Origin of the sequence: Hymenobacter gelipurpurascens (assembly GCF_900187375.1) — a bacterium.
GTDB lineage: Bacteria > Bacteroidota > Bacteroidia > Cytophagales > Hymenobacteraceae > Hymenobacter > Hymenobacter gelipurpurascens.
This window is the reverse complement of record NZ_FYEW01000001.1, coordinates 2,253,835-2,279,037: the sequence shown is the minus strand read 5'-3', so window position 1 is coordinate 2,279,037 and position 25,203 is coordinate 2,253,835. Positions and strand designations below refer to the sequence as shown.

Below are 25,203 nucleotides of genomic sequence, written 5' to 3'. Positions count from 1 at the left end.
CAGAAAAAGCCCCGCTCAAGTATACTGAGCGGGGCTTTTTCTATGCAGCTACTGGCCTAGCAAGGCATCCAGTAGTCAATCCGGACAAGTTTGCCACCGTCAAAAAACAGCAACCATGCGTCATCATTAGGGGTTTTGCCCGTGGGTATGCTAATGGTAGTGAGCTTACCGAGGCCTTCTACATCTACGCTGCCTTGCTTTTTCGCGGCTTGCGGAAACCGCTTAGTAAGTTCATCGAGCGTGGTGTTATGGTTCAGGCGGATTGCCGCCGTGCGAAGCTCCAACTGCGGGTTGTTGCGAAAGTTGAGCGAGCCGATAACCGCCGTGTCGCCATACACTTCTACCACGCTTTGCTTGAAGTAGGCGTACTGAAGTGGCTTGTCATAGAACGAACCGCAGAATTCGTTCATGTTAGGCTTCACCACACTATCGGGCTGGCCTAGCATCTTGTAGAGTGCCTCAGTTTTGCCCAGCGCGGGTTGCTTACCGTTGAGTGAGGCAGTTTCCCAGTCCAAATATTCGCCGGTGGTTTCTGCTGAAGCCATTGCAGAATCGGCGGATACATCCGGTGCTGCCGTAGCAATATCCCGCGGAGTAGTTTCCTGGCAACTGCCGAGTAGCATTCCACAAAGCGAGAAGGCCAGCAAGCGGGTGTTGATAGTCGTACTAGATAATTTCATGTGCAAAAAACGCATTAGCTCAGCTTTGCTTTAAACAGTTTCAGCGTTCGTTCCCAGGAGAGCTTGGCGGCTTCGGCGTTGTAGCGGGCCGGGGAGGAGTCGTTGTTGAAGGCGTGATTCACGTTGGGGTACACGTACTGCTCGTACTTCACGCCGGCCGCTTTCAGGGCGGTTTCGTAGGCCACCATGCCGGCATTTACACGCTCATCGAGGCCGGCGTAGTGCAGCATGAGAGCCGCCTTGATGTTGGAAACTTCCTCGGCAGGGGGCTGGGTGCCGTAGTAGGCCACGGCGGCGTTCAGTTTGGGGTCGTGGGTGGCGAGGCTGTTGGCCATGGCGCCGCCCCAGCAGAAGCCCACGCAGCCCGTTTTGCCATTGGAGTCGGGGCGCTGGCGCAGGTAGGCCAGGGCTGCCAGGTAGTTATTCAGGTTCTGCTGCTTATCCAGCTTGCCGATGAGCGTGCGGCCTTCGTCCTCATTAGCGGGCGTACCGCCAAAAACCGATAGCGCATCAACACCCAATGCCAAGTACCCGGCTTTGGCCACGCGGCGCGTTATGTCCTTAATGTGGGGAGTGAGGCCCCGGTTCTCATGAATGACGACTACGGCGCCGCGCTTCTTTTTGCCTTTGGGGTATACCAGGTAGCCTTTCATCGTTACGCCGGCATCGCCGGGCCAGGTCACGTCTTCCGTTATCAAGTCATTATCATCGGCAGGAGTGGTGGCGGCCTGGGCGTAGCCGGGCTCCAGCACGCCCAGGGCCACGGCAGCCAGGGCCGCGCCGCCGGCCAGCTTCACCAGCCGCTCCATAAACTCTTTGCGGGTGAGCGGGGCGTGGGTGTACTCGTCGAAGAGATTAATGATGCGCTGATCCATAGTGGGCTAGAAAGGCGGGAGATAAGGAAGAAAGGTAGCAAATAACCTGTATTCGGCAGGTTGCGAGTATGGAAGCTTGGTTCGACCCCATTTTTCCCGCACTCACTCGATTTTTCCGGCACTCACCCGATTTTACCTGCTTTGCGGCGGGCATAGCGTCAAGTTTGGGCATACACTAACTCAAAAGCCCCATTCTATGAATCCTCAACAGCTTGCCCGCGACGTGAAATTCCTGAAAACCTATACCCTAGGCACTACTGCCGCGCTGGTAGTGCTGGTATTCTGTGCCTTCAGTAAGCCCGAGAAAATCATGCGCTTCGGCGAAATATCCGTGGAGCGCCTCAACCTGATAGAGCCTGACGGCACCGTAAAAATGATTATGGCCAATAAGGAGCGGTTTCCGCAGGGAGTGACTATTGATGGCAAACACATCGATTACAAGCGCTCCAACCCCGGCATGCTGTTTTACAACGACAAAGGAGAGGAGTGCGGCGGCCTGATTTTCGGAGGACAAAAGGATGCCCAGGGCAAGGTGCAGGCCGGCGGTCATTTCTCGCTTGATCGGTTTGGGCAGGACCAGGTAATAGCCCTCACGTATCAGCAGCAAGGCCCCAACTACACGGCCGGCCTTACATTCAATGACGCCCCCGAGGAATCTGTAACGGCCATGCAGGAGCGATACAAGAACGCTACGCCTGAGGAGAAAACGCAGGCCCAACGCGAGGGCAAGCTAGGCCTGTTGCCCCGCGTGTATATGGGCACCACGCGCAGCAAGTCGTCGGCCTTGCTCATGAATGATCAGCAGGGCGACAACCGGGTGATGTTGTTGGCTAATGATGAGCAGTCTACCCTGGATTTCAAGGATAGCAAGGGCCGCCTGCGCCTGACCATCGGCGTGGATGCGAAAAACCAGCCCGTAGTGCGCTTTTTCGACGAAGCGGGCAAAGAGGCCAAAACCATAGGCCTGTAGAACCCCACTCCGTATCTTCCGGCTATAATGCGCAAAAAACCGTGGTTCTATTTGTTTATTCTGGCGTTATCGGTGCTGATGGCCGTGTTCACACGCCTGACCATGGCCCCGCGCATCGAGGAATTCTATCTGTTCCCCGATGCTCCGTTCTGGATATTTCTGCAGGCGCTGCTCAGCATCTATGTGCTCGATACGCTCAACCGGCGTTGGCTGGCCCAGGGCCGTACAGCATCCGGCGCCAGCTACTACTTCTGGCTGATGCTGGTGGGTGCAGCAGGATCGTTGGTGCTGATGAGAGGCCTAGGGCTACTGCTACTCCTGTTGCCGGGCACCCAGACTTCCAACTTTGAGTGGTACGAAGTGGTGCGCAGCTCTTTTGCTGATCTGGTTCTGTATCTTATTATCAGCAGCGTGTATCTGCCGTTTCTGTACCAGCAGCACGCCGCTACCGCCCAAACGGCGCTGGAGGCGCTGCAGAAAGAAGCTGCCCACGCGCGCCTGCTAGCTCTGCAGCAGCACGTAGACCCGCATTTCCTGTTCAATAACCTCAATATCCTGTCGGCGCTCATTGAGCCCGATAATGCCGCGGCGCGCAACTACGTAGGCCACCTGGCCAACCTCTACCGCTATCTGGTGCGTACCCGCCAGCAGGAAGTAGTGCCGATGACGGAAGAGCTGGCCTTCGCCCATGACTATCAATACTTGCTAAGCAAGCGGTTTGGGGTAGCCTACCAGTTTGAGGAAGACCTGCGCGTGACGCCGCAGGAGCTGAAAGGCCTGTTGCTGCCTCCCGGCGTGCTACAAGAGCTGCTGACCAATGCCGTGAAACACAACTTGGCCAGCCGGGCCCAGCCCTTGCGTGTGCGCCTGGTTATCTCGGCGGAGGCTCTTACGCTGCACAATAATCGCCAGCCTCGGCCCCAGCCTATGGAAGGCGAAAGAAGTGGCCTAGCCGGCCTGCGTGCCCGCTTCGCCTTGCTAACCGACAGGCCCGTAACCGTAGCCCGCACGCCAGAAGCTTTCTCCGTTACGTTGCCCTTACTACCCGCCCTCGCCTTACCCGACTATGCGACTCCTGCTGATTGAGGATGAAGAACCCGCCGCCGACCAGTTGCGCCTTTTTGTGCACCAGTATAGCCCTGCGGCGCAGATAGTAGGAGAGTGCCAGCAGGTGAGCGAGGCAGCCGCCTACCTGCGCCAGCACCCGGCCCCCGACCTGATTCTCTCGGATATTGAGCTGCTGGATGGCAATGTGTTCAGCTTGTTTGAGCAAGTGGCTGTCACGAGCCCCATTATCTTCATTACCGCCTACGATTCATTCTTGGTGCAGGCTTTTGAGCAGAACGGAGTAGGCTACGTGCTCAAGCCGGTGCAATACGCGCAGTTTGCCGCTGCCATGCAGAAGTACGAGCGGCTCCGGCAGTCATTCCAAGGAGCTCTTTTGCAGCAACTGACGCAGGCTTACGCCACGCCAGCACCCCGCTACAAACAGCGCCTCGTGAGCAAGTCCCGGGCGGGGTTATACCTGCTAGATGTGGCGGAGGTGGCCTACATCCAGTTGCGCAATGGGGTGGCACACGCCCTGGATGGGAAAGGCCGGGCTTTTGTGCTCAACGAAACCCTTAGCCAACTGGAGGCGCAGCTCAATCCGGCCGCCTTTTTCCGGCTAAACCGCACTGAGATAGTGCAGCTCAGCGCTATCCAACGGCTGGAGCCCTACTTCAACGATACCTTAGTAGTGCACCTGAAAGGGCAGGCCATTACCCTCACTAGCAGCAGCCACCGCACCCCGCAACTACGCAAGTGGCTAACCGATTAATCGCAAAAAACAAGACGCCCCACTACTATGCAGCGGGGTGTTTTGTCAATAGTAGGTGCTTGCCGCTAGGCCTGTTCCTCCTCCCGGTTCACGGTAGCGGGGCTGAACGCCGGCACGCAAACCGACCAGTACTCGCACTCCGCATCAAACGGGTTGGAGTAGCGCACCCGCGCTCCGGCCTTGATCAGTAACGATTCGCCCGCGCCCAATTCTACCACGTCGCCGTCAATCTCGAAGCGTTTCCGGCCGCGCACTACTATCGTTACCTCGTCAAACTCGGGGCGCTGGTGCGGCTCACTCCACTGGGGCGGCGCCACCATGTGCGCTACGCTATACTCACCGGTGCCGGTGCTGGCATAGCCAATGTGCTCCTCAATGAGCTTGCCATCGGTAGTGGGAACTATGAACGGGTTTTGCTGACGGAAATAGCGTTTCTCAGACATAAAGTAGAAGAAGGGAAGAGTAGGGAAAATGGCGCCCGCGGTTACTGAGCGCCGCAGGCGCCCTTGGTGAACCGGGTTACGCCAGCGTTGGTGGCCACGCATTCGTTGCTGTAGGTTTTGCCGTCGCAGCCACAAACTGGGTCGTACTGCATCGTGCAAATGCCATCCGTCCGGATTTTAGTGGTATCGATGCAAGGCTGTTGGGCCGTGGCAGGAGTGGAGCTTTGGCAGCCGCCGAAGAGGCTGGCACTGGCAAGCAGGGTGAGAAGCGTCTTCATACGTAAAGCAGCTAGGTGGGAGGAAGGGAGCGGCGAACCGACGCCAAAATACGCGACGCAACGCCGCAGTATCTGTATACGGCTAAATATTTCGTGAGAACTATTTTTGCCCTAATACTATAACCTGGACTGCAGACCTCCGTATAGTCCCAACATTGGTACCTCTGTTGGCTGGCAGCGCGATGTTGCTAGGCCCTACACTAGGCCACTGAACCTGAACCCTAATTTTTCACTCCCTTTCTCTCTCCACTACTATGTCGCATTACGAAGAAGACAACTCGGGTAAAATTCTCCTCGCTGCTTTAGCTGGTGCTGGTGCTGGCATCATTGCCGGTCTGCTGATGGCTCCTGATAAAGGCAAAGCCACCCGCGAAAAACTCGGCGCTACTGCAACTAAATACAGCGGCCAAGTTGGCGACCAGCTGGCTAAATACGGCGAAGATCTGGACACCCGTTTCAAAGGCTATATCGAGAAGCTCGAGGATATGGGCCTGACCGGCGCTGGCTCGAAGCTGAAAATGAAAGGCAACTGGGACGAAGCCAAAGGCAAGCTGAAGCAGCAGTACGCACAGCTCACCGACGAAGACCTGACCTACGCTGAAGGCCAGGGTGATGAGCTAGTAGGCCGCCTGCAGAACAAGCTGGGCAAAGCCAAAGCTGAAATTGTAAAAATGCTGAACGACCTGTAGGCCACTTAGCTTTGTGAAAAGCCTCTGCTTTCTTCGGAAGGCAGAGGCTTTTTTATTAACAACCTTGCCCGAACCGCGTTATATGAGGAGTAGCGGCAGGTAGCCCTGAGCATTTCCTTCACCCAATTACTTACTTCCCATGCAAGACACGAAAGGCAAAGTAATTCTCTCTCTATTGGCGGGTGCAACCGCGGGAATTGTGGCGGGCCTACTGCTGGCTCCTGAAACCGGCGACGAAACCCGTTCAGGTTTGAAAAAGTCGGCCTCTAAATTTGGCGGCGACCTCAACAAGCTTGTGAAAGGTGGCCTAGACCGCCTGAATTCCTTGAAGCCCGGCGAGCCCGCGACAGACCAGCAGCGCTCCGACCGCTCCGCCGCCGATAACCTGCTGAGCTCGCTCAACCGCCCCAGTGGCCCAACTATTTCGGAAGCCGGTTTCACGCACGATGGCGACTCCGACTACGATGGTATCGGGGGAGATGCCCGGCACACGCACGGCTCTATTCATTAATTTTTTTTGACTCAGCGTAACCTTTTGGTAAACACAGCGTTAAAGAATATACAACCAGCTTAAAAAGAAGGTTAAAGAATATTTAAAAGTAAAATTGCCGACCGTAGAGCTTCTGACAGGATCTGGTCAAACAATCTGTCAGTAAAATCATACGCTGTCCATCGCACACTTCTTTTATCTACTTGGCCGGAATGGTAAGCTGATTTGTAGTAAGGAAAGCCTCCCGCAATTATTTTAGCGGGAGGCTTTCTGACGTAATAGGGGTGCCATAAGTGGCCTAGGTCACTTCTTTTTAGGGATTTTAGAAACCTGCCCCGGGCGCCTTCGTAAAAGAACTCATAACCGACTTACAAGAAGTTGGGCAGGCACCTGATCGTAAAATTGCCGGCAGTAAGGCTTTTATTGGGAAATGGGCAACATCTCTCGATAGCAAAACTTACTCGCTCATCGCAAGCTTCCTCAGGAAAAAGCTGTTCAGCTAATTTTAAAGTCCGTTTTAATAAGAAAGCCTCCCGCCATTCAATAGCGGGAGGCTTTCTTCATTTGTGCCTAGTGGCCTAGGCCATGCTGCCTATGCTTCGGTCTCAGGCTTGGGCGCGTTTTCCGACTTGGCGTATTCTGGCTTCATTTGCGGGAAGAACAGCACGTCCTGGATGGAGTTGGAATTGGTCATGATCATGCTCAGGCGGTCGATGCCGATGCCTAGGCCAGCCGTGGGCGGCATGCCGTATTCCAGGGCCCGCAGGAAGTCCTCGTCCAGTACCATGGCCTCCGTGTCGCCGCGCTTGCCCAGCTCCAGCTGCTCCTCGAAGCGGGCGCGCTGGTCAATCGGGTCGTTCAGCTCCGAGAAGGCGTTGCAGATTTCCTTACCGTTGCAAATGGCCTCGAAGCGCTCTACTAGGCCCGGCTTGCTGCGGTGCTTCTTCGCCAGCGGCGACATTTCCACGGGATAATCCGTGATGAAGGTGGGCTGAATCAGCTTGGGCTCCACGTGCTCCCCGAAGATTTCGTCGATGATTTTGGCTTTGCCCATGCTGGGGTCTAGGCCTACTTTCAGCTCCTTGGCGGCGGCACGTAGCTCGTCTTCACTCTTGCCATCGATATTGAAGCCTGTGAAGTGCTCAATAGATTCGGCCATCGTGAAGCGCTTCCAGGGGCGCTGGAAGTTGATGAGATTTTCGCCCACCTGTACTTCCGTTTTGCCATGCAGGGCCAGGGCCACGCGCTCTACCATTTCCTCCACCAGATCCATCATCCAGTAGTAGTCTTTGTAGGCCACGTACAGCTCCATCTGCGTGAACTCGGGGTTGTGAAACCGCGACATGCCCTCGTTGCGGAAGTCCTTCGAGAACTCATATACGCCATCGAAACCGCCTACAATCAGTCGCTTCAGGTACAGCTCGTTGGCAATCCGCAGGTACAGCGTCATGTCCAGCGTGTTGTGGTGCGTTTTGAAGGGGCGCGCAGCCGCACCGCCGTACAGCGGCTGCAGAATCGGGGTTTCTACCTCCAGATAGCCTTTGTCGTTGAGGTAGTTGCGCATGGCCTGCACCAGCTGCGTGCGCTTAATGAAGGCTTCGCGCACATGCGGGTTCACCACCAAATCCACGTACCGCTGGCGGTAGCGCTGCTCGGGGTCAGTGAAGGCATCGTAGGTGATTTTCTCGCCGGTGGCCTCATCCGTGCGCTCCTTTACTACGGGCAGTGGCCGCAGGCTCTTGCTCAATAGCGTAAAGCCCGTCACGTGGATTGACGTTTCGCCTACCATCGTCTTGAACACGTGGCCTTTCACGCCTACAAAGTCGCCGAGGTCTACCAGCCTCTTGAAGACCGTGTTGTACAGCTCCTTGTCCTCACCAGGGCAGATTTCATCGCGGTTGATGTAGAGCTGAATGCGACCTGAAGCGTCCTGGAGCTCCGCGAAGGAAGCCTTGCCCTTCACCCGAATCGACATCAGACGGCCCGCCAGGCTCACATCCTGGAAGTTGTTGAGCTCTACGTGATAGTTGTCGAGAATCTCCTGGGCGTAGAAAGTAACGTCGAACAGCTCGGACGGATACGGCTCAATACCGAGCTTCTGAAGCTCATCGAGCTTATTGCGGCGAATTATCTCCTGTTCGCTGAGGTGCTGCATGGGACGGGGCGTAAAAACAAGGCCCACACGGGGCCGGAAAAGTCAAGCTGCAAAAATAGCGCGGCCGGAACACTTATTTGCATAAACCAGTGAATTGATACTTAGTTGAGTGGCCTACAAACAAAAAACGCCGCCCCAGAAGGGCGGCGCTTAGGTGTATATGGAGTAAGACAAACTACATAAGAACCTAGGCGGCCAGGCGCATCATTGGCTCCTGCTCCTGCAGAATCGGCTCGATGCGGGTATGGAGGCGCTCCTGCACGAACGAGTTCTGCAAGTGCTTCGGTAGCTCGGCGACCAGCTTCTGGTAACGCTCCAGGCCCATGGCCTTTGCCACGTACGTCTCGTGGATGCCGTTGAGGTAGCTCACAATATTGAGCAGCGACTGGTGGAAGAGCTTAAAGTCAATTTCGGCTTCCACGTAACGCTCAATCTCGCGGCTGGTCTGCGAAATCTGCAGACGGCCCAGCAGATCGAAGATGGTGGTATAGCCAAGGCGCCACGTAATCTGCTGCCAATGCGAAGCTGTCCATTTATCCAGCACCTTGCCGGTCTTCTGGCTGCGCAGTGCCGTGTTAGGGTTTGCCTGCACCTGTTGGCGCGTCCACTGCGCCTTTAGGCGGCGCGTGGTACGTAAGAACTGGCCAATCTGGGCCTGAGCATCAATCTCCTTGCCGGCTATGTGCAAGCCAGCCTTGTAGCCAGCCAGAGGCAAGCGGTGAATGCTGAAGTCGCCGTAGGTGCCCGCTGCATAGAACGAGATAGGCCTAGGATACGCATTGCGCACTACCAGGCGCCCAACCTCCCGCCGAATCAGCGAAGGGTTGTTGCTACGCACTCCGGCTGTGTACAGGAAAGCCTGTAGGCCAGCCATAATGGTGTGGTATGCCTGTGGGAACGTCCAGTGCAGGGCGTTGCGCAAGTAGTCCTCGTCGCCGAGCTCCGCTGTGGCACGCAAGGCGTACTCCGTGCTCCAGCACGCGTGCAGCAGCTTAGTAATGGCCTGCTCATCGGCTTCCACTAGCTCCGCCTGATGTGCCCGGAAATAGGGGAGATGCTGTAGGCCACCCTGCGCGTCGTCGCCTTCCTGTATGTGATAGTTGATAGCAAAGAAGTAGTTAAGAAACACCTGGGCCGGAATAGACCTGCGCCATGCTTCCTCTGCCTGCTTCTGCTCCTCCGTTACAAGAGGAATGATCTGGGTTTCTGTGTTCATCGTTGTCATGCTAAGTAAACAGGATGAGCACGTTTTGAGTTCTCATTTGCTAAAAATATTGTCAGTAATTACTAAACAAATTTTAATTGATTATCAATGGTTTATGTCAAGTAGTGAAAAATATTTTCGTGTTGTTTTTCTTGGTTGATTTGCTAATTGAAATGGGGTAATTATTGAGGCTCGCTTCAGTAGCTTCTAGGCCACTTAGCTTCCTGATTGACCAGCAAAAAGCCCCTTATACAAAATGTACAAGGGGCTTCAAGATGTAGGAAAAACGTACGCTTAAATCTGATCTTTCAGAACGGCCACTGCTTCGCGCAGTGTGATGTCCTTCTTCAATGGCTTGGTGAAGCGGGAAGCACGGTTCACCTTGATCGTGTCGGCACCCTGAGCCCGAAGATCCACTGACAATGGAGCAATAGCCATAACTGGAGCGGCATTTTGAATAGCCTCATACTTATCCGACTCCACTTTGGCCAGCTGCTGCTCAGCACGGAAAGAAGCAAGTTTCAGCGAAACCTTAGTTTCATCCTTCCGCTTCACCATGCGCTGTACCATGCCCGAAAGCTGCTTGAAGCTAGGGCTGGCCGCAACACGCGTAGTGCTGGCCTGCTTCAGCTTGTCAGTGGCAGGAGCACCACTCCAGGCGCGGTAACGCGCCGGGCTGATTTCGTCCCACTTCAGTGGGTAATCCGATTCTTTCTCGCCCTGGTCGAGGTAGCTATAGGCATCAGGCAGAACGATGTCTGGCACCACGCCTTTGAACTGCGTAGAGCCACCATTGATGCGGTAGAACTTCTGGGTAGTGAGCTTCAACGAGCCAAAAGGCTTGATGCTATTGAACTCGGCAGGCATGGCATCATCCAGATCGAAGATGCGCTGCACCGTGCCTTTGCCATACGTGCTGGCAGAGCCCATAATTACGCCACGCTTGTAGTCCTGTATAGCAGCGGCCAAAATCTCGGAGGCGGAAGCGCTGTATTTGTTTACCAGTACCACCAGTGGGCCGCCGTATTGCACGCGTGGGTCTTTATCGTTGTAAACGCTGGCAGCACCCTGGCCACCGCGCACCTGCACTACTGGGCCGCTCTCAATAAACAGGCCCGCCATTTCTACGGCATCCTGCAGAGAGCCACCACCATTAAAGCGAAGGTCGAGCACAACACCCTGCACATTTTCCTGCTTCAGCTTTTCCAGCTCCTTCTTCACGTCCTCGGCAGAGCTACGGCCGCCGTTGTCGTTGAAGTCGGCATAGAACGTAGGGAGCTTGATGTAGCCCAGCTTCTTGCCGCCCTCATTGATAGTCGCCGACTGAGCATAGGTTTCTTCAATTACCACTACATCACGAATGATGGAAATGATCTTGGTGCTGGCATCTGGCTTCTTCACCGTGAGGCGAACTTCTGTGCCCTTCTTGCCTTTGATCAGCGAAACAGCTTTATCTAGGCGCATGCCTTCGATTGAAACTGGTTCGGCTGGGCCTTGCGCCACACGCATAATAATGTCGCCCGCTTTCAACTCGCCCTGACGGTAAGAAGCACTACCCGGAATGATATCAGATACTTTTATCTGACCATCTTTTTCCTGCAGCGAGGCACCAATACCTTCGAAGCGGCCAGTCATGGCTACATCAAACGTTTCCTTGTCGCGCGGAGCAAAGTACTCAGTGTGGGGGTCGTAGGTATTGGCAATGGTATTGGCATACGTAGCCAGACGCTCGTTAGCATCCGTCTGCTGCAGATCTTTGAAGTAGTCATCAAAGTACTTCTGCACCCGCTTGCGCGCTTCGGCTTCCATTTGCTCCGGAGTACGCATGGGCTCAGAGGTAGTAGCGGTAGAAGGGGCCGCCGCAGTAGAAGCCAATGGCTTGTCCTTCTTCTTAGTCTGCTCGTCCATCATTTCTGATACACGCACCATCGTCTGGTACTTCAGAAACTTGCGCCACTCTTCGCGCTGGGCAGCCGCATTAGCGGGGAAAGCGGCCTTATCAGGCTCCGTCTCAAACGTCTCGTCCGTAGTGAAGTCAAACGGCTTGGCCAGAATCTCGTGGTAAAGTGTCTGAACGTCTTTCACACGCTGGTCCATAAGTTGCGTGCTCAGGTCCAGAAACTCGTGCGTACCACGCAGAACTTCATTGTCGATGTCGGTCTGGTACTTGCGCAGCTGCTCTACATCCGACTGCAGCAGAAATTTCTTGCTGGAATCAAGCCGCTTGAGGTACAGATCGAACACCCTTTTGGAAAAGGAGTCATCAATCTTCTCGGGTTGATAATGGGCCGCGCTCAGACCCTGCAGCATGGCTTTGATAAGAACCTCGTCTTTTTGAGGCGAGCGAGCATCATTGCGCCGGTACAGCTTATAAGAAGCCAGCACGAATACTGCCAGCAACACCGAGGCGTATAGGCCTATCTTGATTCGGGTGGAAGACATGAAGAATCCGATTGAAATGGAGGAAAGTCAAATATACAGGAAAAGCATCCCAGTGCTTTACGTGCCTTTTAAGGCCTTGTTCTACCCAAAAACGCCAGCAACTGCCAAATAAGTGCCCAACTATACAGCTCAGGTATAAAAAGAAAGAAGTTTGTGGCAGGAGGTTGCATGCGGTGGCCTGAGATGACCTACTACTGGAGGCATATATAGTCTTGGAACAAATAAAGAGATAAAAGGTGAGCGTGAAATGAACGGATGAAAACAAAAAAATAAAGGCCCTTCCCGCAAGGGAAGGGCCTTTATCAACTCGTGCAATGACTACTTAGTAGCGACGCACTTTGTCGCCGTTGTTACGACGGAACTCATCTTCGAAGTAACGAGCATCTTCGTCGCTGCGGTGTTTCACACCCATTACGATACCGCCATCTTTGATGTCGCTTTCGTACTCGCTAGCGTGCTCCTCAGGAATGCCCGAGCCAACCAGTGCACCTACTAGGCCACCCGTCAGACCACCGGCACCAGCACCAGCCAAAGCTGCTGCAATAGGACCAGCAATTACTAGGCCCAGGCCTGGCAGAGCTACCGAAGTACCGATAGCCGCAATAGCACCGATTACAGCACCGGCAGTACCGCCAATGGCAGAACCTACACCAGCGCCTTCCATAGCCTTATCACCGAGATCGGTGTCAGGCGTGTTGTCGCCGAAGTGACGCTTACGCGTATCATCCGACATCAGTACGTTTACGTCGTCTTTAGAATAACCACGCGAAGAGAGCGACTGGTAAGCACGCTCAGCGCTGTCACGGTCGCGGAAAGTACCGTAAGTAGTAGAACCCGTGATGGCACGGCCAGCATCGCCAGCGGCGTTCTGTACAGCATCAACACCTGCGCCTACTACTGCACCAGCAGTACCGGCTACAGCAGCACCTTTAGCGGTAGCATCGTGGTCATGATGGGGGTTGGTATCCGAAGAACCGCTCAGGCTAGAGTTGCCCATGGAAGAGTTGCCCATGTTGCCGCTCGAGTTAGACTCGCTGCCAGTGCCGTAGCCTGAACCAGCCGAGCCAGTACCATAGTTAGAACCTGAACCAGTGCCGCTATTCGTGGGGTTGATTGAATCGTTGGTGTTCATGTGAGGTGGGAAGTAAAATGAATGAATAGGAGAGAGTAACCACCTGCCGTAGTACTACTTTTGGAAAGGAAAGTACCACGGTGGTTTCAAGGGAGCTTAACGGCAGTAACCGAACAGGGGTTACATAAAATTCGGCCCTTTCTACTATTCCTCGGTCTTCATCTAGGTCACAAACACGTGCTAACTGTATGCAAATCAGGCAAATTGCTTGAAATTTTCATCGTCTTGCCAAAAAGCCCGGCACTCATTGCGCATCGTCTTCAGGAAGCCTTCCTCCTGTTTGAGTGTGCGCCACTCGCCTAGGCCTAGCCGTTCGCAGAGCTTGTAGAAGTTGTCGCCTTGTCCTTTGGAGCCTTCCACCTTTACCAGGCAGCTCAGAATAGGCCGGCCAGACCGGAACTCTGTTTCTGAAATTTCAGCTAACAGCTCATTCAAGCCCGATTTCTCGTGGGAAATATCAAGGTTGAGGCCTAGCTCAGCTTCCTGCACTAAATTGAGGTAGCTGGTGGTGCCCACCTGGGTGCGGGCAAAGCGGATAAGATGGCTGCGTACTCGGCCGGTCATGAGCAAAGAGGGAAATGGGAGCGGAATCTAGCAAAAAAAACGCCCGCTCCACCAACAATAGGTTGGTGGAGCGGGCGCAGGCTACTAAAACTGTGCCGATAAGGAAAAAAGCCTACTTGCGCGTCTTGCGCCGGCTCATCTCCTTTTGAATAAGGCGAAACTCCCGGCTGGTCTGGCCGGCAATGGCGGTGTTCTCATTGGCCCGCCGAAGCAGGTAGGGCATAACAGCCTCTACGGGACCATAAGGCACATATTTGGCCGTGTTGTAGCCCGCATTGGCCAAGTTGTAGGTGAGGTTGTCGCTCATGCCGTATAGCTGGGCAAACCAGATGCGCTGGTCGCCGGGCTGTAGGCCACTCTCTTGCATCAACTCAGTAAGGAGCAACGAGCTTGCCTCGTTATGGGTGCCGGCACATATGCTGATATGGTCAGCGTGCTGCACACAGAAGCGCAGGGCATCGTCGTAGAGCTGGTCGGTGGCGTCTTTGGTGGGGTTGATGGGGTTGGGGCGGCCCTGTTGCTGGGCTACGCGCGCTTCCTTCTCCATGTAAGCGCCGCGCACGAGCTTACCGCCCAGGAAATAGCCGCCACGCACTGCGTCGGCGTAAGCCTTCTCAATGGCCTCCAGCCGGTCTTGGCGGTAGAGCTGGTAGGTGTTCCAGACGATAGCCGACTCGCGGTTGTAGCGCTGCATCATCTCGTAGGTCAGCTGATCGATGGTTTCCTGGAACCAGCTTTCCTCGGCATCTACAAACACGCGCACCCCATACTGGTGGGCCCGCGCACAAATGGCGTTGATGCGTTTTTTGCTGCGCTCGAAGCTTTCCTGCTCGCTAGGAGAGAGGGCAGTGCCGGCCTGTACTTTCTCCAGGATAGCCGTATCGGCTAGGCCAGTCACTTTGAATACCGAGAACGGAATGTGCTGGGAGCGGTGCGCCATGTCCAGCGTCGCCAGAATTTCAGTGGTGGTGGCGTCGTAGCTCTTGTCGTCGCCTTTGCCCTCCACGGAGTAATCGAGGATGGTACCAATGCCGTAGCGGCCCAACTCCTGAATTACCGGCAGGCACTCCTTAATGGTCTCACCACCGCAGAACTGCTCGAAAATAGATTTCTTGATCAGAAACTTGGTGCCTGGAATATGCCACCGCAAAGCGGTATTCATCAGCCCGCTGCCGGTCTTCACCAGCGAATTGTTGTTCATGGCCGCAAAGAGGGCGTACATGCGGCGCAACTCGTTATCGGATTTGGAGGCGAAGGCAACAGCAGTGTCATCGAAGGACAGCCGCGGGGCATGAGTTACGGACATCAGGTGGTTAGTTTGGGCGAGCGTGGGTGGGTTTCGCGGTGCGAAGATAGCCGTTAAACACCTTTCCTGACGGGATAGTTACCGCTTGCTAATAGCACTTTCTGCTTACCTGTTGTTCGGGGCGCGGAGTGGCCTACGGCAGGCGGGAAACCTTGCCAGCACTGCTCTAAACTAAACGCAGCTCCGCCAGCGGCTAGCGTATTTCGCCAGCCGCCGGCGGAGCCTAGGCCATGTGGGCCGTTACTGGATGGTTTTGGTGGAAGCTACCTGCACCGCTGGAGCGCTGGAGCTCCGAATATACGTGTGCTCTACCACCTTGCCCGACGCATCCTGCAGATACAGGCGGTTGCCGGAGATGGAGTAGTATTGGTTGCTCTGATAGCCCCGGTAAATAATCATGTGCCGGAAGGAGCGTTTCTGGTCTGGTTGCTTCGGAGCCCGCCGGATAGAAAAGGCCGCCGCGCTCCGAAGCGTGCCATCCTCATAAAAACGGGCCCGGCCGCGCCGGTCAAAATCAACCCAAACCCGATGGCCTGTAGAGGCGGGCGTTAAGCTGGCGGCAGACTTATTGGCGCTTGCCACCCACTCCCAACGGCCAACCAATTGTTCCTCGGCGGTGGGCATTGTATCGCGGCTGCAAGCACTGGTAAAAAGTATAAGTCCGGTTCCAAGGGGTAGTAATACACCACGAACAAACGACGACATAAAATAATAGAAGTTAAGTTGCACTACCATGAGTGCCGAAGGGATATAATAGTTGCATCAAAGCAAGCTAATTTTGCCCGAATTATTGTTGAGGTGACAGGTAATTCTTGAAAAAAGAACGAAAGCTTTGGAAAATACTCTTTTTATCGGCCCAGAGGCCTTGCCCGCGCTAGCAGAAATGGTGCGTAGGCCAGCGGTAAGCCAGGTTTGGGTGCTGGCCGATAGCAACACCGCCCGGCAGTGCTATCCGCAACTGAAACCGTTTCTGCCCGAAGCGCACACGCTGATTGAAATTCCGGCGGGGGAGGAGTACAAAACGCTGGCTACCTGCGAAACCGTGTGGGAGCAGCTCACCGAAAAGCGGGCCGACCGCTATGCCGTGCTGCTCAACCTGGGCGGCGGCGTCGTGACGGATTTGGGTGGTTTCTGTGCGGCGCTATATAAGCGCGGTATCCGCTTTGTGCAGGTGCCTACCACGCTACTGGCGCAAGTAGATGCCAGCGTAGGCGGCAAAACCGGCGTCGATTTTATGGGATTCAAGAATCAGCTGGGTGTATTTCAGGAGCCGGCGGCTGTGTGCATAGAGCCACGCTTCCTGGAAACCCTGGACCCGCGCCAGCTGAAATCGGGCTACGCCGAGGTGGTCAAGCACTGGCTGATTGCAGATGCCCAGGCGTTTGCTGAACAGCGTCAGCAAGGCATGTTTGTAGAAGACTGGACGCCTATTATCCGTGAATCGGTGGCGCTCAAGCAGCGCATTGTGGCGCAAGACCCTCTGGAGGGTGGCCTACGCAAAGTGTTGAACTTTGGGCATACCGTAGGCCACGCGCTGGAGAGCTACCTGTTGCTACAGCCAGGCCGGGAGATTTTGCACGGCGAAGCAGTAGCAGCCGGAATGGTATGCGAGGCCTGGCTAAGCCACGAGAAAGGGCTGCTAAGCGCTGAGGAGCTAGACAAGGTCGAGACCTTCCTGTTCTCAGTGTTTGATAAAGTGCAGTTCGTGACGCTGGAAACAGATGCCATTGCCGATTTGGCTCGGCAGGATAAGAAAAACGCGGGCTCCATCATCAACTGCACTCTGCTCGAAGCCATCGGCCAGGCTGTGTACGACCAACCCGTAACCGTGGCAGAAATTGCTGAATCATTGCGCTACTACCACCGGTTGTAAGTCCGCTGCCAAGCGGTAGGCCAGATGCTGCCACCTCTTTTTCCTGAATTTCACCAGGTTTGCGGCAAATGCTTCAGACCACAATGCCTAGTAGTCATTAGCTCTTCTGTTTCTCTTTCCTGGCCTGGGGGGCCATTGCGGGGCACGGCGCAACTGCCGGCTTCCAAAAGCGAAAGCAACCGCGCCCTTATTATTCAGGCCCTAGCCGGCGGCGGCCAGTTAGGTAATCTGTCGGATGCCAACGATACGCAGCTCATGCAGCGGCTCCTAATCAATCCGGAGGCGCCGCTATTTGATGCCGAAGATGCGGGTACCGTCATGCGCTTCCTGACGGCCTACCTTGCCATGACGGGCCGCCAAACCGAACTAACGGGCACGGCCCGAATGAAGGAGCGCCCCATCGGTATCCTGGTAGATGCCTTGCGCCAGCTGGGAGCCCGTATTGAGTACACGGGCCAGGAGGGCTATCCACCCATGCGCCTGCTGGGCCGCACGCCACAACCCGCCACCGATGAGTTTACGGAACTGACAGTGCGCGGCGACATTAGCAGCCAGTACATTTCAGCGCTCCTGATGGTTGGCCCGATGCTGCCGAGTGGCCTACGCATCTGGCTGACCGGCAAAGTAGGCTCCCGCCCCTATATCCGCATGACGCAGGCCCTGATGCAACATTTTGGCGCGCAGTGTCGCGACCTGGGTGAGGTGCTGGAAGTGCGCCCACAGGCCTACAAGCCTACCGATTACGCCGTGGAAGGCGACTGGTCGGCGGCGAGCTACTGGTACGCTATGGTGGCGCTGGCCCCGGCTGGCTCCCACCTCACGCTGCCAGATCTGCGCCGCCACTCCTTGCAGGGCGACCAGGCCATTGTGGGTATCATGGAAAAGCTAGGCGTGAAAACGGAGTTTCTGGCCAATGAATCGGTGCGCCTAACGCAAACGGAGCCCACCGGCGAGTTCACCCAGGATTTCACCGATTGCCCCGACCTGGCCCAAACTGTAGCCGTGGTAGCCGCCGCGCTTGGCATCTCCGTCGTAATGACTGGCCTAGAGAGCCTGCGAATTAAGGAAACCGACCGCATTGCGGCTCTCCAGGCGGAGCTGGCCAAATTCGGCGGCGCCCTCACCGACGAAGGCAACGAGCATTTCCGGGTAACTTCCCAAGATTTCCAGGTAACCGGCCAAACCGTTGCCACTTACCACGACCACCGGATGGCTATGGCCTTTGCGCCCTTGGCGCTACGCGGCCGCCTTACCATTGAGGCGCCCCAAGTGGTACGGAAATCCTATCCGCAGTTCTGGAAGGAGCTAGATAAAATAGGATTTACAGAGAAAGCCAGCTAACCACACTTCTTGTTTTATCACACCGTCAGGACCAATTGTGGCTGGACTAGTGGCCTAGCGCTGCAAGTTCAGCCAGAATTGGCCCTGATATCGTTTTGCGCCATGCTTACCGAATCGTAAGCTCCCGCAAATACGCGGCCGTATGCTGCAAGCGGCAGCCATACCAGCTGAATAGCTCGCCATCCACAATCCGAATTGTGGCCTGGGGGCAAAGTTGCTGAAACTCCGCCAAGTGCTTCTCACTGAAAGGGTAGGGCTCCGATGACAGCAGAATCTGCTGGGGCGCCGCCGCCTGTAGTTGTTCTGCCGAAATTTCCGGATAGCGGCCCAGCTGTCCGAAGACGTTTCGGAAGCCTGCGCGCTGGAGCAAATCATCGATGAACGTACCGCTGGCAGCTACCATATATGGCTTGCGCCAGATGAAATAAGCCGCCGATATCTGTTCTTCAGAGGCTGGCATCTGGCCTAGGGTGGTCTGGATATTATCAGCCAACGCATCAGCCTGCGGCTTGCGACCCGTGATGAGGCCTACACGCCTGATCATATCCAGGGCATCAGGCAGCGTTGAGATGTCGCTCATCCAGACCGGATACTTTGCCGCTAGCTGCTCAATGCCTTCCTGGTAATTTTCCTCCTTGTTGCCGATGATGAGGTCGGGGTTCAGTGCATCAATCTCCTCCAGATGAAAGTTCTTGGTGCCGCCAATTACGGCCGCTTTCTGGCGGGCCTCTACTGGGTGAATGCAGAACTTCGTTACGCCAACTACCCGCTCTCCCAGGCCTAGATCAAACAGCAGCTCCGTTTGCGAGGGTACCAACGATACAATGCGTTGCGGGGGAAACGGTACGGCCACGCGCCGGCCCATTTGATCTGTAACGCTAAGGGGCAGGCTGGGAATAGGAGGGAAGCTCATAGCAATAAAGGTATCGTGTGGCCAAAGAAAAACCCCTACTCACTCGTTTTGAGTAAGTAGGGGTTCTGAAGTTAAGTTAGTGAATAGGCCTAGCTGAAGTAGCGGAAATCGTGGCCGTCTTCAATGCGCAACAACGTCTCGTAGATAAGCTTTGTAACACTCTCCACATCATCCTTATGCACAGTTTCAACGGTGGTGTGCATGTATTTCAGCGGCAACGAAATAAGGGCGGCGGCTACACCGGAATGAGAATAGGCAAACGCATCGGTGTCGGTGCCGGTGGCACGAGTGGCGGCGGCACGCTGAAACGGAACTTCCGTTTGCTGAGCGGTTTCAATGATGAGGTCACGCAGGTTGTTCTGCACTGCCGGGCCATAGGTGATAACCGGACCCTTGCCGCAGAAAATGTCGCCTGAAGTCTTTTTCTCATACATCGGCGACTGCGTATCGTGCGTCACATCCGTGATGATGGCCACATCGGGCTTGATGCGGTGGGCAATCATCTCGGCACCGCGTAGGCCTATTTCCTCCTGCACCGCATTCACGATGTACAGGCCGAAGGGCAGCTTCTTGTCGTTCTCCTTCAGCATGCGGGCCACCTCCGCAATCATGAAGCCTCCGATACGGTTATCGAGCGCGCGGCCTACGTAAAACTTGTCGTTGAGCACCGTAAACTCGTCCTCAAACGTCACCACGGTACCCACATGGATGCCCATTTCTTCCACTTCTTCCTTAGATGCGGCGCCGCAGTCAAGGAAAACGGTTTCAATGGTAGGCGCTTTGTCCTGCTCCACTTTCCGCACATGAATAGCCGGCCAACCGAAAACGGCCTTCACAATGCCCTTCTTGGTGTGCAGGTTCACCCGCTTGCTAGGGGCTACCAGAGGGTCAGAACCGCCATTCTTACGCAGATAGAGGTAGCCTTCCTTCGTGATGTAGTTGACGAAATAGCTTATTTCATCGGCATGCGCTTCAATCACCACTTTATACTTCGCTTCCGGATTGATGACGCCCACCACTGTTCCGTAGGTATCCACGAAATGCTCGTCGATGTACGGACGGAGATAGTCGAGCCACAACTTCTGGCCTTCCATTTCAAAGCCAGTAGGGGAAGCGTTATTTAGGTATTTCTGCAGGAAATCGAAGCTTTCTTGACGCATGAGGAGTTACTTGGTAATGTTTTTTGACGCTTTGAAGCGTTTATAAAACGTGTGGGCTAAGAGGAAAGTCGCAGCCAATTCACCCAGAACCAGCCCGCTGTATTTCCATACATATTCAGTAAGTGGTGCTGAAATAACACACAGCATACTAAAAATTAGTAGGTATCCACTAAACTCTTTGGAGCTTTTGTTTGTGCTTTCGTCTAATGGTTGCCCCCCTGAAAAAAGGCTTATCACTGTTAAAATGATACGCCCGAGTGAGAAACGTATTAGCAAAGCCATTATAGCAGATATACCACCTACAATTAGCCAGTACATAATGCAATTAGTTACAGCGGGATGTTGCCGTGCTTTTTGCGAGGCAGCGTATCTACTTTATTCTCTAACATCTTGAATGCCCGAATCAGCTTCTGGCGTGTCTGCGAGGGAAGAATAACTTCATCTACGAAGCCCCGATGCGCCGCGCGATAAGGAGTGGCAAATTTCTGCTGATACTCGTCTACTTTTTCCTGCAGCTTCGCATCGGGATCCTCGGCTTGCGCAATTTCCCGCTTAAAGATGATTTCGGCGGCTCCCTTGGCACCCATCACCGCAATTTCGGCCGTAGGCCAGGCGTAGTTCATGTCGGCTCCAATGTGCTTGGAGTTCATCACGTCGTAGGCCCCGCCATAGGCTTTACGGGTAATTACCGTAATGCGCGGCACGGTAGCCTCGCAGAAAGCATAGAGCAACTTGGCGCCATTGGTGATGATGCCGCGCCACTCCTGATCGGTTCCGGGCAAGAAGCCGGGCACATCTTCCAACACCAGCAGCGGAATATTGAATGAGTCGCAGAAGCGCACGAAACGAGCCGCTTTGGTGCTGGCGTTGATATCCAGTACCCCGGCCAGCACCGCCGGCTGGTTGCCCACTACACCAATGCTGCGGCCTCCCAGGCGGGCAAACCCTACTACAATATTCTCCGCGAAATTCTGGTGTACTTCCAGGAAGGAGTCTGCATCAATTATACCTTCAATTACCTCCCGGATATCATACGGCTGGTTAGGGTTTTCCGGGATGATGGTGTCCAGCACTGGCCTAGCCTCGTCTAGGCCACTCTCGTAAGGCCGGGAAGGAGCGATTTCCTCGCAGTTCTGCGGCATATAGCTCAGCAGACGCTTGAGGTAGGTGATGCACTCCACCTCGTTGGCGCAGGAAAAATGCGTAACACCGCTCTTGGCTGAGTGCGTGCTGGCGCCACCGAGCTCCTCGCTGGTTACGTTTTCGTGCGTTACAGTCTTCACCACGTTCGGGCCAGTCACGAACATATAGCTCGTGTCTTGCACCATCAGAATAAAGTCGGTGATGGCCGGTGAATATACCGCGCCGCCAGCGCAAGGGCCCATAATGGCCGAAAGCTGCGGCACCACACCCGAGGCTAGCGTATTCTTATAGAAGATATCGGCGTAGCCACCTAGGCTCACCACGCCTTCCTGAATGCGGGCTCCGCCGGAATCGTTGAGGCCTAGCACGGGAGCCCCGTTCTTCATGGCCAGGTCCATGATCTTCACGATTTTCTCGGCGTGAGTTTCGCTAAGCGAGCCGCCAAACACCGTGAAGTCCTGGGAGAAAACGTACACCAAACGTCCATTCACGGTACCGTAGCCCGTAATCACACCATCACCGAGGTAATACTCTTTATCCAGACCGAAGTCCTTGGAGCGGTGCATCACGAACTTGCCAATCTCTTCAAACGAGCCTTCATCCATCAGCAAATCAACCCGCTCGCGGGCAGTGAGCTTGCCTTTTTTGTGCTGGGCATCAATGCGGGCCTGGCCGCCGCCTAGCAGGGCTTCCTGGTTTTTGCGGTCGAGAATTTCGAGTTTGCTCAGTTGGGCGTCAGCGTGCGGATCAGACATGCGGGGTGGGCTGGATAAATGCAGAATGAAAACTTAGGGTAGGAGGCCAAAGGTAACGCACCCGTAAAGAAAAGCCGCACCAGAATTCTGGGGCATATAATAGGGATTTACCAGAAAGTATTTTAATGCCCAAGAGGAACCGGCTATGCGGGCCCTTTACAAAAGGCGCATAGAAAAAGGCCAGCTCCATTACTGGAACCGGCCTTTCGAACTTCTGCTATCAGACGATTACTCGCCTTTCTTCTTCGTGTCCTTCGGCTCATCGTCCGTTGGCTCGGGGGCTTCCTCTGGGCGCTCATCGCTGGCCAGGTTTGGTTTCTCACCGCTCTTGCTTACTGCAAAGGTCAGTTCTTCACTGCCCTCCGTGTAATCAGCCGTGATAACATCACCCTGCACGATTTCCGCCTTCAGGATTTCCTCCGCAATCGGATCTTCGATGTACTTCTGGATGGCCCGGTTCAGCGGACGTGCACCGTACTTCGGATCGTAGCCTTTCTCGGCTACAAAGTCCTTGGCGGCATCGGTCAGCTCCACGCGGTAGCCCAGTGTCTGGATACGGCCCAGCAGTTTCGCCAGCGAGATGTCGATGATCTTGTGGATGTCCTTTTTCTCCAGGGAGTTGAAGACAATCACGTCATCCAAACGGTTGAGGAACTCCGGCGAGAACGTCTTGCGAAGCGCGTTCGTGATGGTGCCTTTCGTGAGCTCATCCAGATTCTCCTGACGGGCCTTCGTGCCGAAGCCGATGCCTGCCCCAAAGTCCGCCAGGTCGCGGGCCCCGATGTTGGAGGTCATGATAATGATGGTGTTCCGGAAGTCTACCTTACGGCCTAGGCCATCGGTCAGGATACCGTCGTCCAGCACTTGCAGAAGCAAGTTGTATACATCGGGGTGAGCCTTCTCAATCTCGTCGAGCAGGATTACTGAGTATGGCTTGCGTCGGATTTTCTCCGTCAACTGACCACCCTCTTCGTAACCTACGTAGCCGGGAGGCGCGCCCACCAGGCGCGATACGCTGAACTTTTCCATGTACTCCGACATATCAATCCGCACCAGCGAATCTTCCTTGTCGAAGAGGTAAGTAGCCAGCACCTTGGCCAACTCCGTTTTACCGACACCGGTTGGGCCAAGGAATACGAACGAACCGATTGGTTTCTTCGGATCCTTCAGGCCTACGCGGGTGCGCTGGATGGCTTTCACCAGTTGCTTGATGGCCTTATCCTGGCCAATAACCTTGCCCTGCAGCTCCTCGCCCATATTCAGGAGCTTGGCGCTTTCATTCTGGGCAACGCGATTGACGGGAATGCCGGTCATCATGGCAATTACCTCGGCTACGTTCTCCTCCTTCACGGTGTAGCGCTTCTTCTTGGTCTCCTCTTCCCAATCCTTCTTGGCCTGCTCGAGCTGATCAATGAGCTTCTTTTCCGTGTCGCGGAGCTTGGCAGCTTCCTCGTATTTCTGCGACTTCACCACGCGGTTCTTCTCCGTCTTGATATTCTCGATCTGCTCTTCGAGCTTGAGAATATCCTCGGGAACCACAATGTTGTTGATGTGCACGCGGGCACCAGCCTCATCGAGAATGTCGATGGCTTTGTCTGGCAGGAAGCGGTCCGACATGTAGCGGTCCGACAGCTTCACGCATGCCTCAATGGCCTTATCAGTATATACCACATGGTGGTGGTCCTGATACTTGTCCTTGATGTTGTGCAGGATTTCGATAGTCTCCTCGGGCGTGGTAGGGTCCACCATCACCATCTGGAAACGACGGGCCAGGGCGCCATCCTTCTCGATATACTGACGGTACTCGTCCAGCGTAGTAGCGCCGATGCATTGAATCTCGCCGCGGGCTAGGGCTGGCTTGAACATGTTGGAAGCGTCCAGGGAGCCTGAAGCACCGCCGGCACCCACAATCGTGTGGAGCTCGTCAATGAACAGAATCACATCGGGCGACTTTTCCAGCTCGTTCATCACAGCCTTCATGCGCTCTTCAAACTGGCCACGGTACTTAGTACCAGCTACCAGCGAAGCAAGGTCGAGCGTAACTACGCGTTTGCCAAAGAGCACGCGCGATACCTTCTTCTGGATGATGCGCAGAGCAAGGCCTTCAGCAATAGCCGTTTTACCTACACCAGGCTCACCAATCAGAATAGGGTTGTTCTTCTTGCGGCGCGACAGAATCTGAGCTACGCGCTCAATTTCTTTCTCGCGGCCTACAATGGGGTCGAGCTTATCTTCTTCCGCCAGCTTGGTCAGGTCGCGGCCGAAGTTATCGAGCACCGGAGTGCGCGATTTTTCGCCCCCTTTCTTAGGAGTAGCTCCGGCTCCCGCACCACCGCGGCCAGCCGAGCCTCCAAAGAGGCGGTCGTTGTCGTCATCATCGGCCTCAGGGCCGTTGGTGGGGTTGTTCGCCGTGTTACCGTGGTAGTCCAGCGAATCGCGCACAGATTCGTAGTTCACGTTGAATTTGCTGAGAATTTGAGACGAAATGTTGTCTTCGTCGCGCAGGATAGACAAGAGCAGATGCTCCGTGCCAATTACTTCGCTCTTGAAGATTTTGGCTTCGAGGTAGGTAATCTTGAGGACTTTCTCGGTCTGTTTTGTCAGCGGGATAGAGCCAGTAATGCTCGTGCCCTGCGTGGCCGTATTACGGGTAGCCTGTTCGAGGGCGTACTTAAGCTCGTCCACGGATACGCCCAATTTCTTGAGCAACCCAATGGCCGTGCCTTCCCCTTCGCGGATCATGCCCAGCAATAAGTGTTCGGTACCGATATAATCGTGCCCGAGCCGGATGGCCTCTTCCCGGCTCAGGGAGATGACCTCCTTGACTCGATTTGAGAATTTAGCTTCCATGCAGATAAGGTAGTGAAGAAAAACGGAACCCCGCAAGCACGTTTTACGAGAACTGCGGGGGTGGGGCCGCTGGTATCTGAAACAGATGGAGGCGGGCGAAGGTTCGGGGGCGACAGTTACA

At 55.0% G+C, this 25,203-nt stretch carries 22 protein-coding genes; 7 read left to right on the top strand and 15 right to left on the bottom strand.

Annotated elements, in window-relative coordinates; genetic code table 11:
* Positions 1–56 precede the first annotated feature (56 nt).
* Together CFT68_RS09650 and CFT68_RS09645 are read right to left on the bottom strand one after the other, a co-directional pair.
* Positions 57–680: a hypothetical protein gene (locus tag CFT68_RS09650; protein WP_141106506.1), complete on the bottom strand. Its 624-nt coding sequence runs from the start codon at positions 678–680 to the stop codon at positions 57–59.
* 14 nt (positions 681–694) lie between these two features.
* On the bottom strand, positions 695–1,555 hold the full coding sequence (locus tag CFT68_RS09645; protein WP_088843221.1) for a dienelactone hydrolase family protein: 861 nt from the start codon (positions 1,553–1,555) through the stop codon (positions 695–697).
* A gap of 196 nt (positions 1,556–1,751) precedes the next feature.
* Between CFT68_RS09645 and CFT68_RS09640 the strand changes: the two genes are divergently transcribed.
* The 3 genes from CFT68_RS09640 to CFT68_RS09630 are packed head-to-tail and all read left to right on the top strand — an operon-like array spanning position 1,752 to position 4,344.
* Positions 1,752–2,525 carry a hypothetical protein gene (locus tag CFT68_RS09640; RefSeq protein ID WP_088843220.1) on the top strand — a complete coding sequence of 258 codons (774 nt, stop codon included), beginning with the start codon at positions 1,752–1,754 and terminating at the stop codon, positions 2,523–2,525.
* A 27-nt stretch (positions 2,526–2,552) separates the two neighbouring features.
* Positions 2,553–3,611 (top strand): sensor histidine kinase, encoded by a 1,059-nt coding sequence (locus CFT68_RS09635; RefSeq protein WP_088843219.1) that lies wholly within the window; start codon positions 2,553–2,555, stop codon positions 3,609–3,611.
* Positions 3,592–4,344 carry a LytR/AlgR family response regulator transcription factor gene (locus tag CFT68_RS09630; RefSeq protein ID WP_088843218.1) on the top strand — a complete coding sequence of 251 codons (753 nt, stop codon included), beginning with the start codon at positions 3,592–3,594 and terminating at the stop codon, positions 4,342–4,344. Before CFT68_RS09635 ends, CFT68_RS09630 begins: the two co-directional genes overlap by 20 nt.
* A gap of 65 nt (positions 4,345–4,409) precedes the next feature.
* Here the strand turns inward: CFT68_RS09630 and CFT68_RS09625 are convergent, their stop codons facing one another.
* Both CFT68_RS09625 and CFT68_RS09620 read right to left on the bottom strand, forming a co-directional pair.
* Positions 4,410–4,787 (bottom strand): cupin domain-containing protein, encoded by a 378-nt coding sequence (locus CFT68_RS09625; protein ID WP_088843217.1) that lies wholly within the window; start codon positions 4,785–4,787, stop codon positions 4,410–4,412.
* 41 nt (positions 4,788–4,828) lie between these two features.
* Complete coding sequence (locus CFT68_RS09620; RefSeq protein WP_088843216.1) at positions 4,829–5,065, bottom strand: Kazal-type serine protease inhibitor domain-containing protein; 237 nt, start codon at positions 5,063–5,065, stop codon at positions 4,829–4,831.
* A gap of 254 nt (positions 5,066–5,319) precedes the next feature.
* Between CFT68_RS09620 and CFT68_RS22330 the strand changes: the two genes are divergently transcribed.
* Complete coding sequence (locus tag CFT68_RS22330; protein WP_088843215.1) at positions 5,320–5,754, top strand: CsbD family protein; 435 nt, start codon at positions 5,320–5,322, stop codon at positions 5,752–5,754.
* A gap of 139 nt (positions 5,755–5,893) precedes the next feature.
* Positions 5,894–6,265, top strand: coding sequence for a YtxH domain-containing protein (locus CFT68_RS09610; RefSeq protein ID WP_088843214.1), 372 nt, complete (start codon positions 5,894–5,896; stop codon positions 6,263–6,265).
* A 571-nt stretch (positions 6,266–6,836) separates the two neighbouring features.
* On the opposite strand, the gene lysS is transcribed toward CFT68_RS09610, so the two are convergent.
* The 7 genes from lysS to CFT68_RS09575 form a co-directional block, all read right to left on the bottom strand.
* The gene (lysS, locus tag CFT68_RS09605; protein WP_088843213.1) at positions 6,837–8,399 is read right to left on the bottom strand and encodes a lysine--tRNA ligase; all 1,563 of its coding nucleotides are present in this window, start codon (positions 8,397–8,399) and stop codon (positions 6,837–6,839) included.
* A 187-nt stretch (positions 8,400–8,586) separates the two neighbouring features.
* Positions 8,587–9,624, bottom strand: coding sequence for a hypothetical protein (locus CFT68_RS09600; RefSeq protein WP_245815326.1), 1,038 nt, complete (start codon positions 9,622–9,624; stop codon positions 8,587–8,589).
* 273 nt (positions 9,625–9,897) lie between these two features.
* Positions 9,898–12,045, bottom strand: a complete 2,148-nt coding sequence (locus CFT68_RS09595) for a carboxy terminal-processing peptidase (RefSeq protein ID WP_088843211.1) — start codon at positions 12,043–12,045, stop codon at positions 9,898–9,900.
* Between the two features lie 322 nt (positions 12,046–12,367).
* Positions 12,368–13,177: a hypothetical protein gene (locus CFT68_RS22480; protein ID WP_449404431.1), complete on the bottom strand. Its 810-nt coding sequence runs from the start codon at positions 13,175–13,177 to the stop codon at positions 12,368–12,370.
* Between the two features lie 195 nt (positions 13,178–13,372).
* A complete protein-coding gene (locus CFT68_RS09585) occupies positions 13,373–13,741 on the bottom strand; it encodes a hypothetical protein (protein ID WP_088843210.1) in 369 nt (122 codons plus the stop codon).
* A 112-nt stretch (positions 13,742–13,853) separates the two neighbouring features.
* On the bottom strand, positions 13,854–15,047 hold the full coding sequence (locus CFT68_RS09580; RefSeq protein ID WP_088843209.1) for a proline dehydrogenase family protein: 1,194 nt from the start codon (positions 15,045–15,047) through the stop codon (positions 13,854–13,856).
* Positions 15,048–15,287: 240 nt separating this feature from the next.
* Positions 15,288–15,671, bottom strand: a complete 384-nt coding sequence (locus CFT68_RS09575; RefSeq protein WP_088843208.1) for a hypothetical protein — start codon at positions 15,669–15,671, stop codon at positions 15,288–15,290.
* Between the two features lie 208 nt (positions 15,672–15,879).
* Between CFT68_RS09575 and aroB the strand changes: the two genes are divergently transcribed.
* Positions 15,880–16,920, top strand: coding sequence for a 3-dehydroquinate synthase (aroB, locus tag CFT68_RS09570; RefSeq protein ID WP_088843207.1), 1,041 nt, complete (start codon positions 15,880–15,882; stop codon positions 16,918–16,920).
* A 135-nt stretch (positions 16,921–17,055) separates the two neighbouring features.
* On the top strand, positions 17,056–18,261 hold the full coding sequence (locus CFT68_RS09565) for a 3-phosphoshikimate 1-carboxyvinyltransferase (protein WP_088843206.1): 1,206 nt from the start codon (positions 17,056–17,058) through the stop codon (positions 18,259–18,261).
* Between the two features lie 106 nt (positions 18,262–18,367).
* Here CFT68_RS09565 and CFT68_RS09560 read toward each other — a convergent pair whose 3' ends face one another.
* The 4 genes from CFT68_RS09560 to CFT68_RS09540 form a co-directional block, all read right to left on the bottom strand.
* On the bottom strand, positions 18,368–19,174 hold the full coding sequence (locus CFT68_RS09560) for an ABC transporter substrate-binding protein (protein WP_245815325.1): 807 nt from the start codon (positions 19,172–19,174) through the stop codon (positions 18,368–18,370).
* An 89-nt stretch (positions 19,175–19,263) separates the two neighbouring features.
* Positions 19,264–20,334, bottom strand: coding sequence for a M42 family metallopeptidase (locus CFT68_RS09555; protein WP_088843205.1), 1,071 nt, complete (start codon positions 20,332–20,334; stop codon positions 19,264–19,266).
* 329 nt (positions 20,335–20,663) lie between these two features.
* Positions 20,664–22,232, bottom strand: a complete 1,569-nt coding sequence (locus tag CFT68_RS09545) for an acyl-CoA carboxylase subunit beta (protein WP_088843203.1) — start codon at positions 22,230–22,232, stop codon at positions 20,664–20,666.
* A 228-nt stretch (positions 22,233–22,460) separates the two neighbouring features.
* Positions 22,461–25,082, bottom strand: coding sequence for an ATP-dependent Clp protease ATP-binding subunit (locus CFT68_RS09540; RefSeq protein WP_088843202.1), 2,622 nt, complete (start codon positions 25,080–25,082; stop codon positions 22,461–22,463).
* Positions 25,083–25,203: the final 121 nt, after the last annotated feature.

Bases quoted from the DNA above. Each gene is read 5' to 3' on its own strand.
- CFT68_RS09650 (WP_141106506.1), bottom strand. From the start codon at position 680: ATGAAATTATCTAGTACGACTATCAACACCCGCTTGCTGGCCTTCTCG.
- CFT68_RS09645 (WP_088843221.1), bottom strand. From the start codon at position 1,555: ATGGATCAGCGCATCATTAATCTCTTCGACGAGTACACCCACGCCCCG.
- CFT68_RS09640 (WP_088843220.1), top strand. From the start codon at position 1,752: ATGAATCCTCAACAGCTTGCCCGCGACGTGAAATTCCTGAAAACCTAT.
- CFT68_RS09635 (WP_088843219.1), top strand. From the start codon at position 2,553: ATGCGCAAAAAACCGTGGTTCTATTTGTTTATTCTGGCGTTATCGGTG.
- CFT68_RS09630 (WP_088843218.1), top strand. From the start codon at position 3,592: ATGCGACTCCTGCTGATTGAGGATGAAGAACCCGCCGCCGACCAGTTG.
- CFT68_RS09625 (WP_088843217.1), bottom strand. From the start codon at position 4,787: ATGTCTGAGAAACGCTATTTCCGTCAGCAAAACCCGTTCATAGTTCCC.
- CFT68_RS09620 (WP_088843216.1), bottom strand. From the start codon at position 5,065: ATGAAGACGCTTCTCACCCTGCTTGCCAGTGCCAGCCTCTTCGGCGGC.
- CFT68_RS22330 (WP_088843215.1), top strand. From the start codon at position 5,320: ATGTCGCATTACGAAGAAGACAACTCGGGTAAAATTCTCCTCGCTGCT.
- CFT68_RS09610 (WP_088843214.1), top strand. From the start codon at position 5,894: ATGCAAGACACGAAAGGCAAAGTAATTCTCTCTCTATTGGCGGGTGCA.
- lysS (WP_088843213.1), bottom strand. From the start codon at position 8,399: ATGCAGCACCTCAGCGAACAGGAGATAATTCGCCGCAATAAGCTCGAT.
- CFT68_RS09600 (WP_245815326.1), bottom strand. From the start codon at position 9,624: ATGACAACGATGAACACAGAAACCCAGATCATTCCTCTTGTAACGGAG.
- CFT68_RS09595 (WP_088843211.1), bottom strand. From the start codon at position 12,045: ATGTCTTCCACCCGAATCAAGATAGGCCTATACGCCTCGGTGTTGCTG.
- CFT68_RS22480 (WP_449404431.1), bottom strand. From the start codon at position 13,177: ATGAACACCAACGATTCAATCAACCCCACGAATAGCGGCACTGGTTCA.
- CFT68_RS09585 (WP_088843210.1), bottom strand. From the start codon at position 13,741: ATGACCGGCCGAGTACGCAGCCATCTTATCCGCTTTGCCCGCACCCAG.
- CFT68_RS09580 (WP_088843209.1), bottom strand. From the start codon at position 15,047: ATGTCCGTAACTCATGCCCCGCGGCTGTCCTTCGATGACACTGCTGTT.
- CFT68_RS09575 (WP_088843208.1), bottom strand. From the start codon at position 15,671: ATGCCCACCGCCGAGGAACAATTGGTTGGCCGTTGGGAGTGGGTGGCA.
- CFT68_RS09560 (WP_245815325.1), bottom strand. From the start codon at position 19,174: ATGAGCTTCCCTCCTATTCCCAGCCTGCCCCTTAGCGTTACAGATCAA.
- CFT68_RS09555 (WP_088843205.1), bottom strand. From the start codon at position 20,334: ATGCGTCAAGAAAGCTTCGATTTCCTGCAGAAATACCTAAATAACGCT.
- CFT68_RS09545 (WP_088843203.1), bottom strand. From the start codon at position 22,232: ATGTCTGATCCGCACGCTGACGCCCAACTGAGCAAACTCGAAATTCTC.
- CFT68_RS09540 (WP_088843202.1), bottom strand. From the start codon at position 25,082: ATGGAAGCTAAATTCTCAAATCGAGTCAAGGAGGTCATCTCCCTGAGC.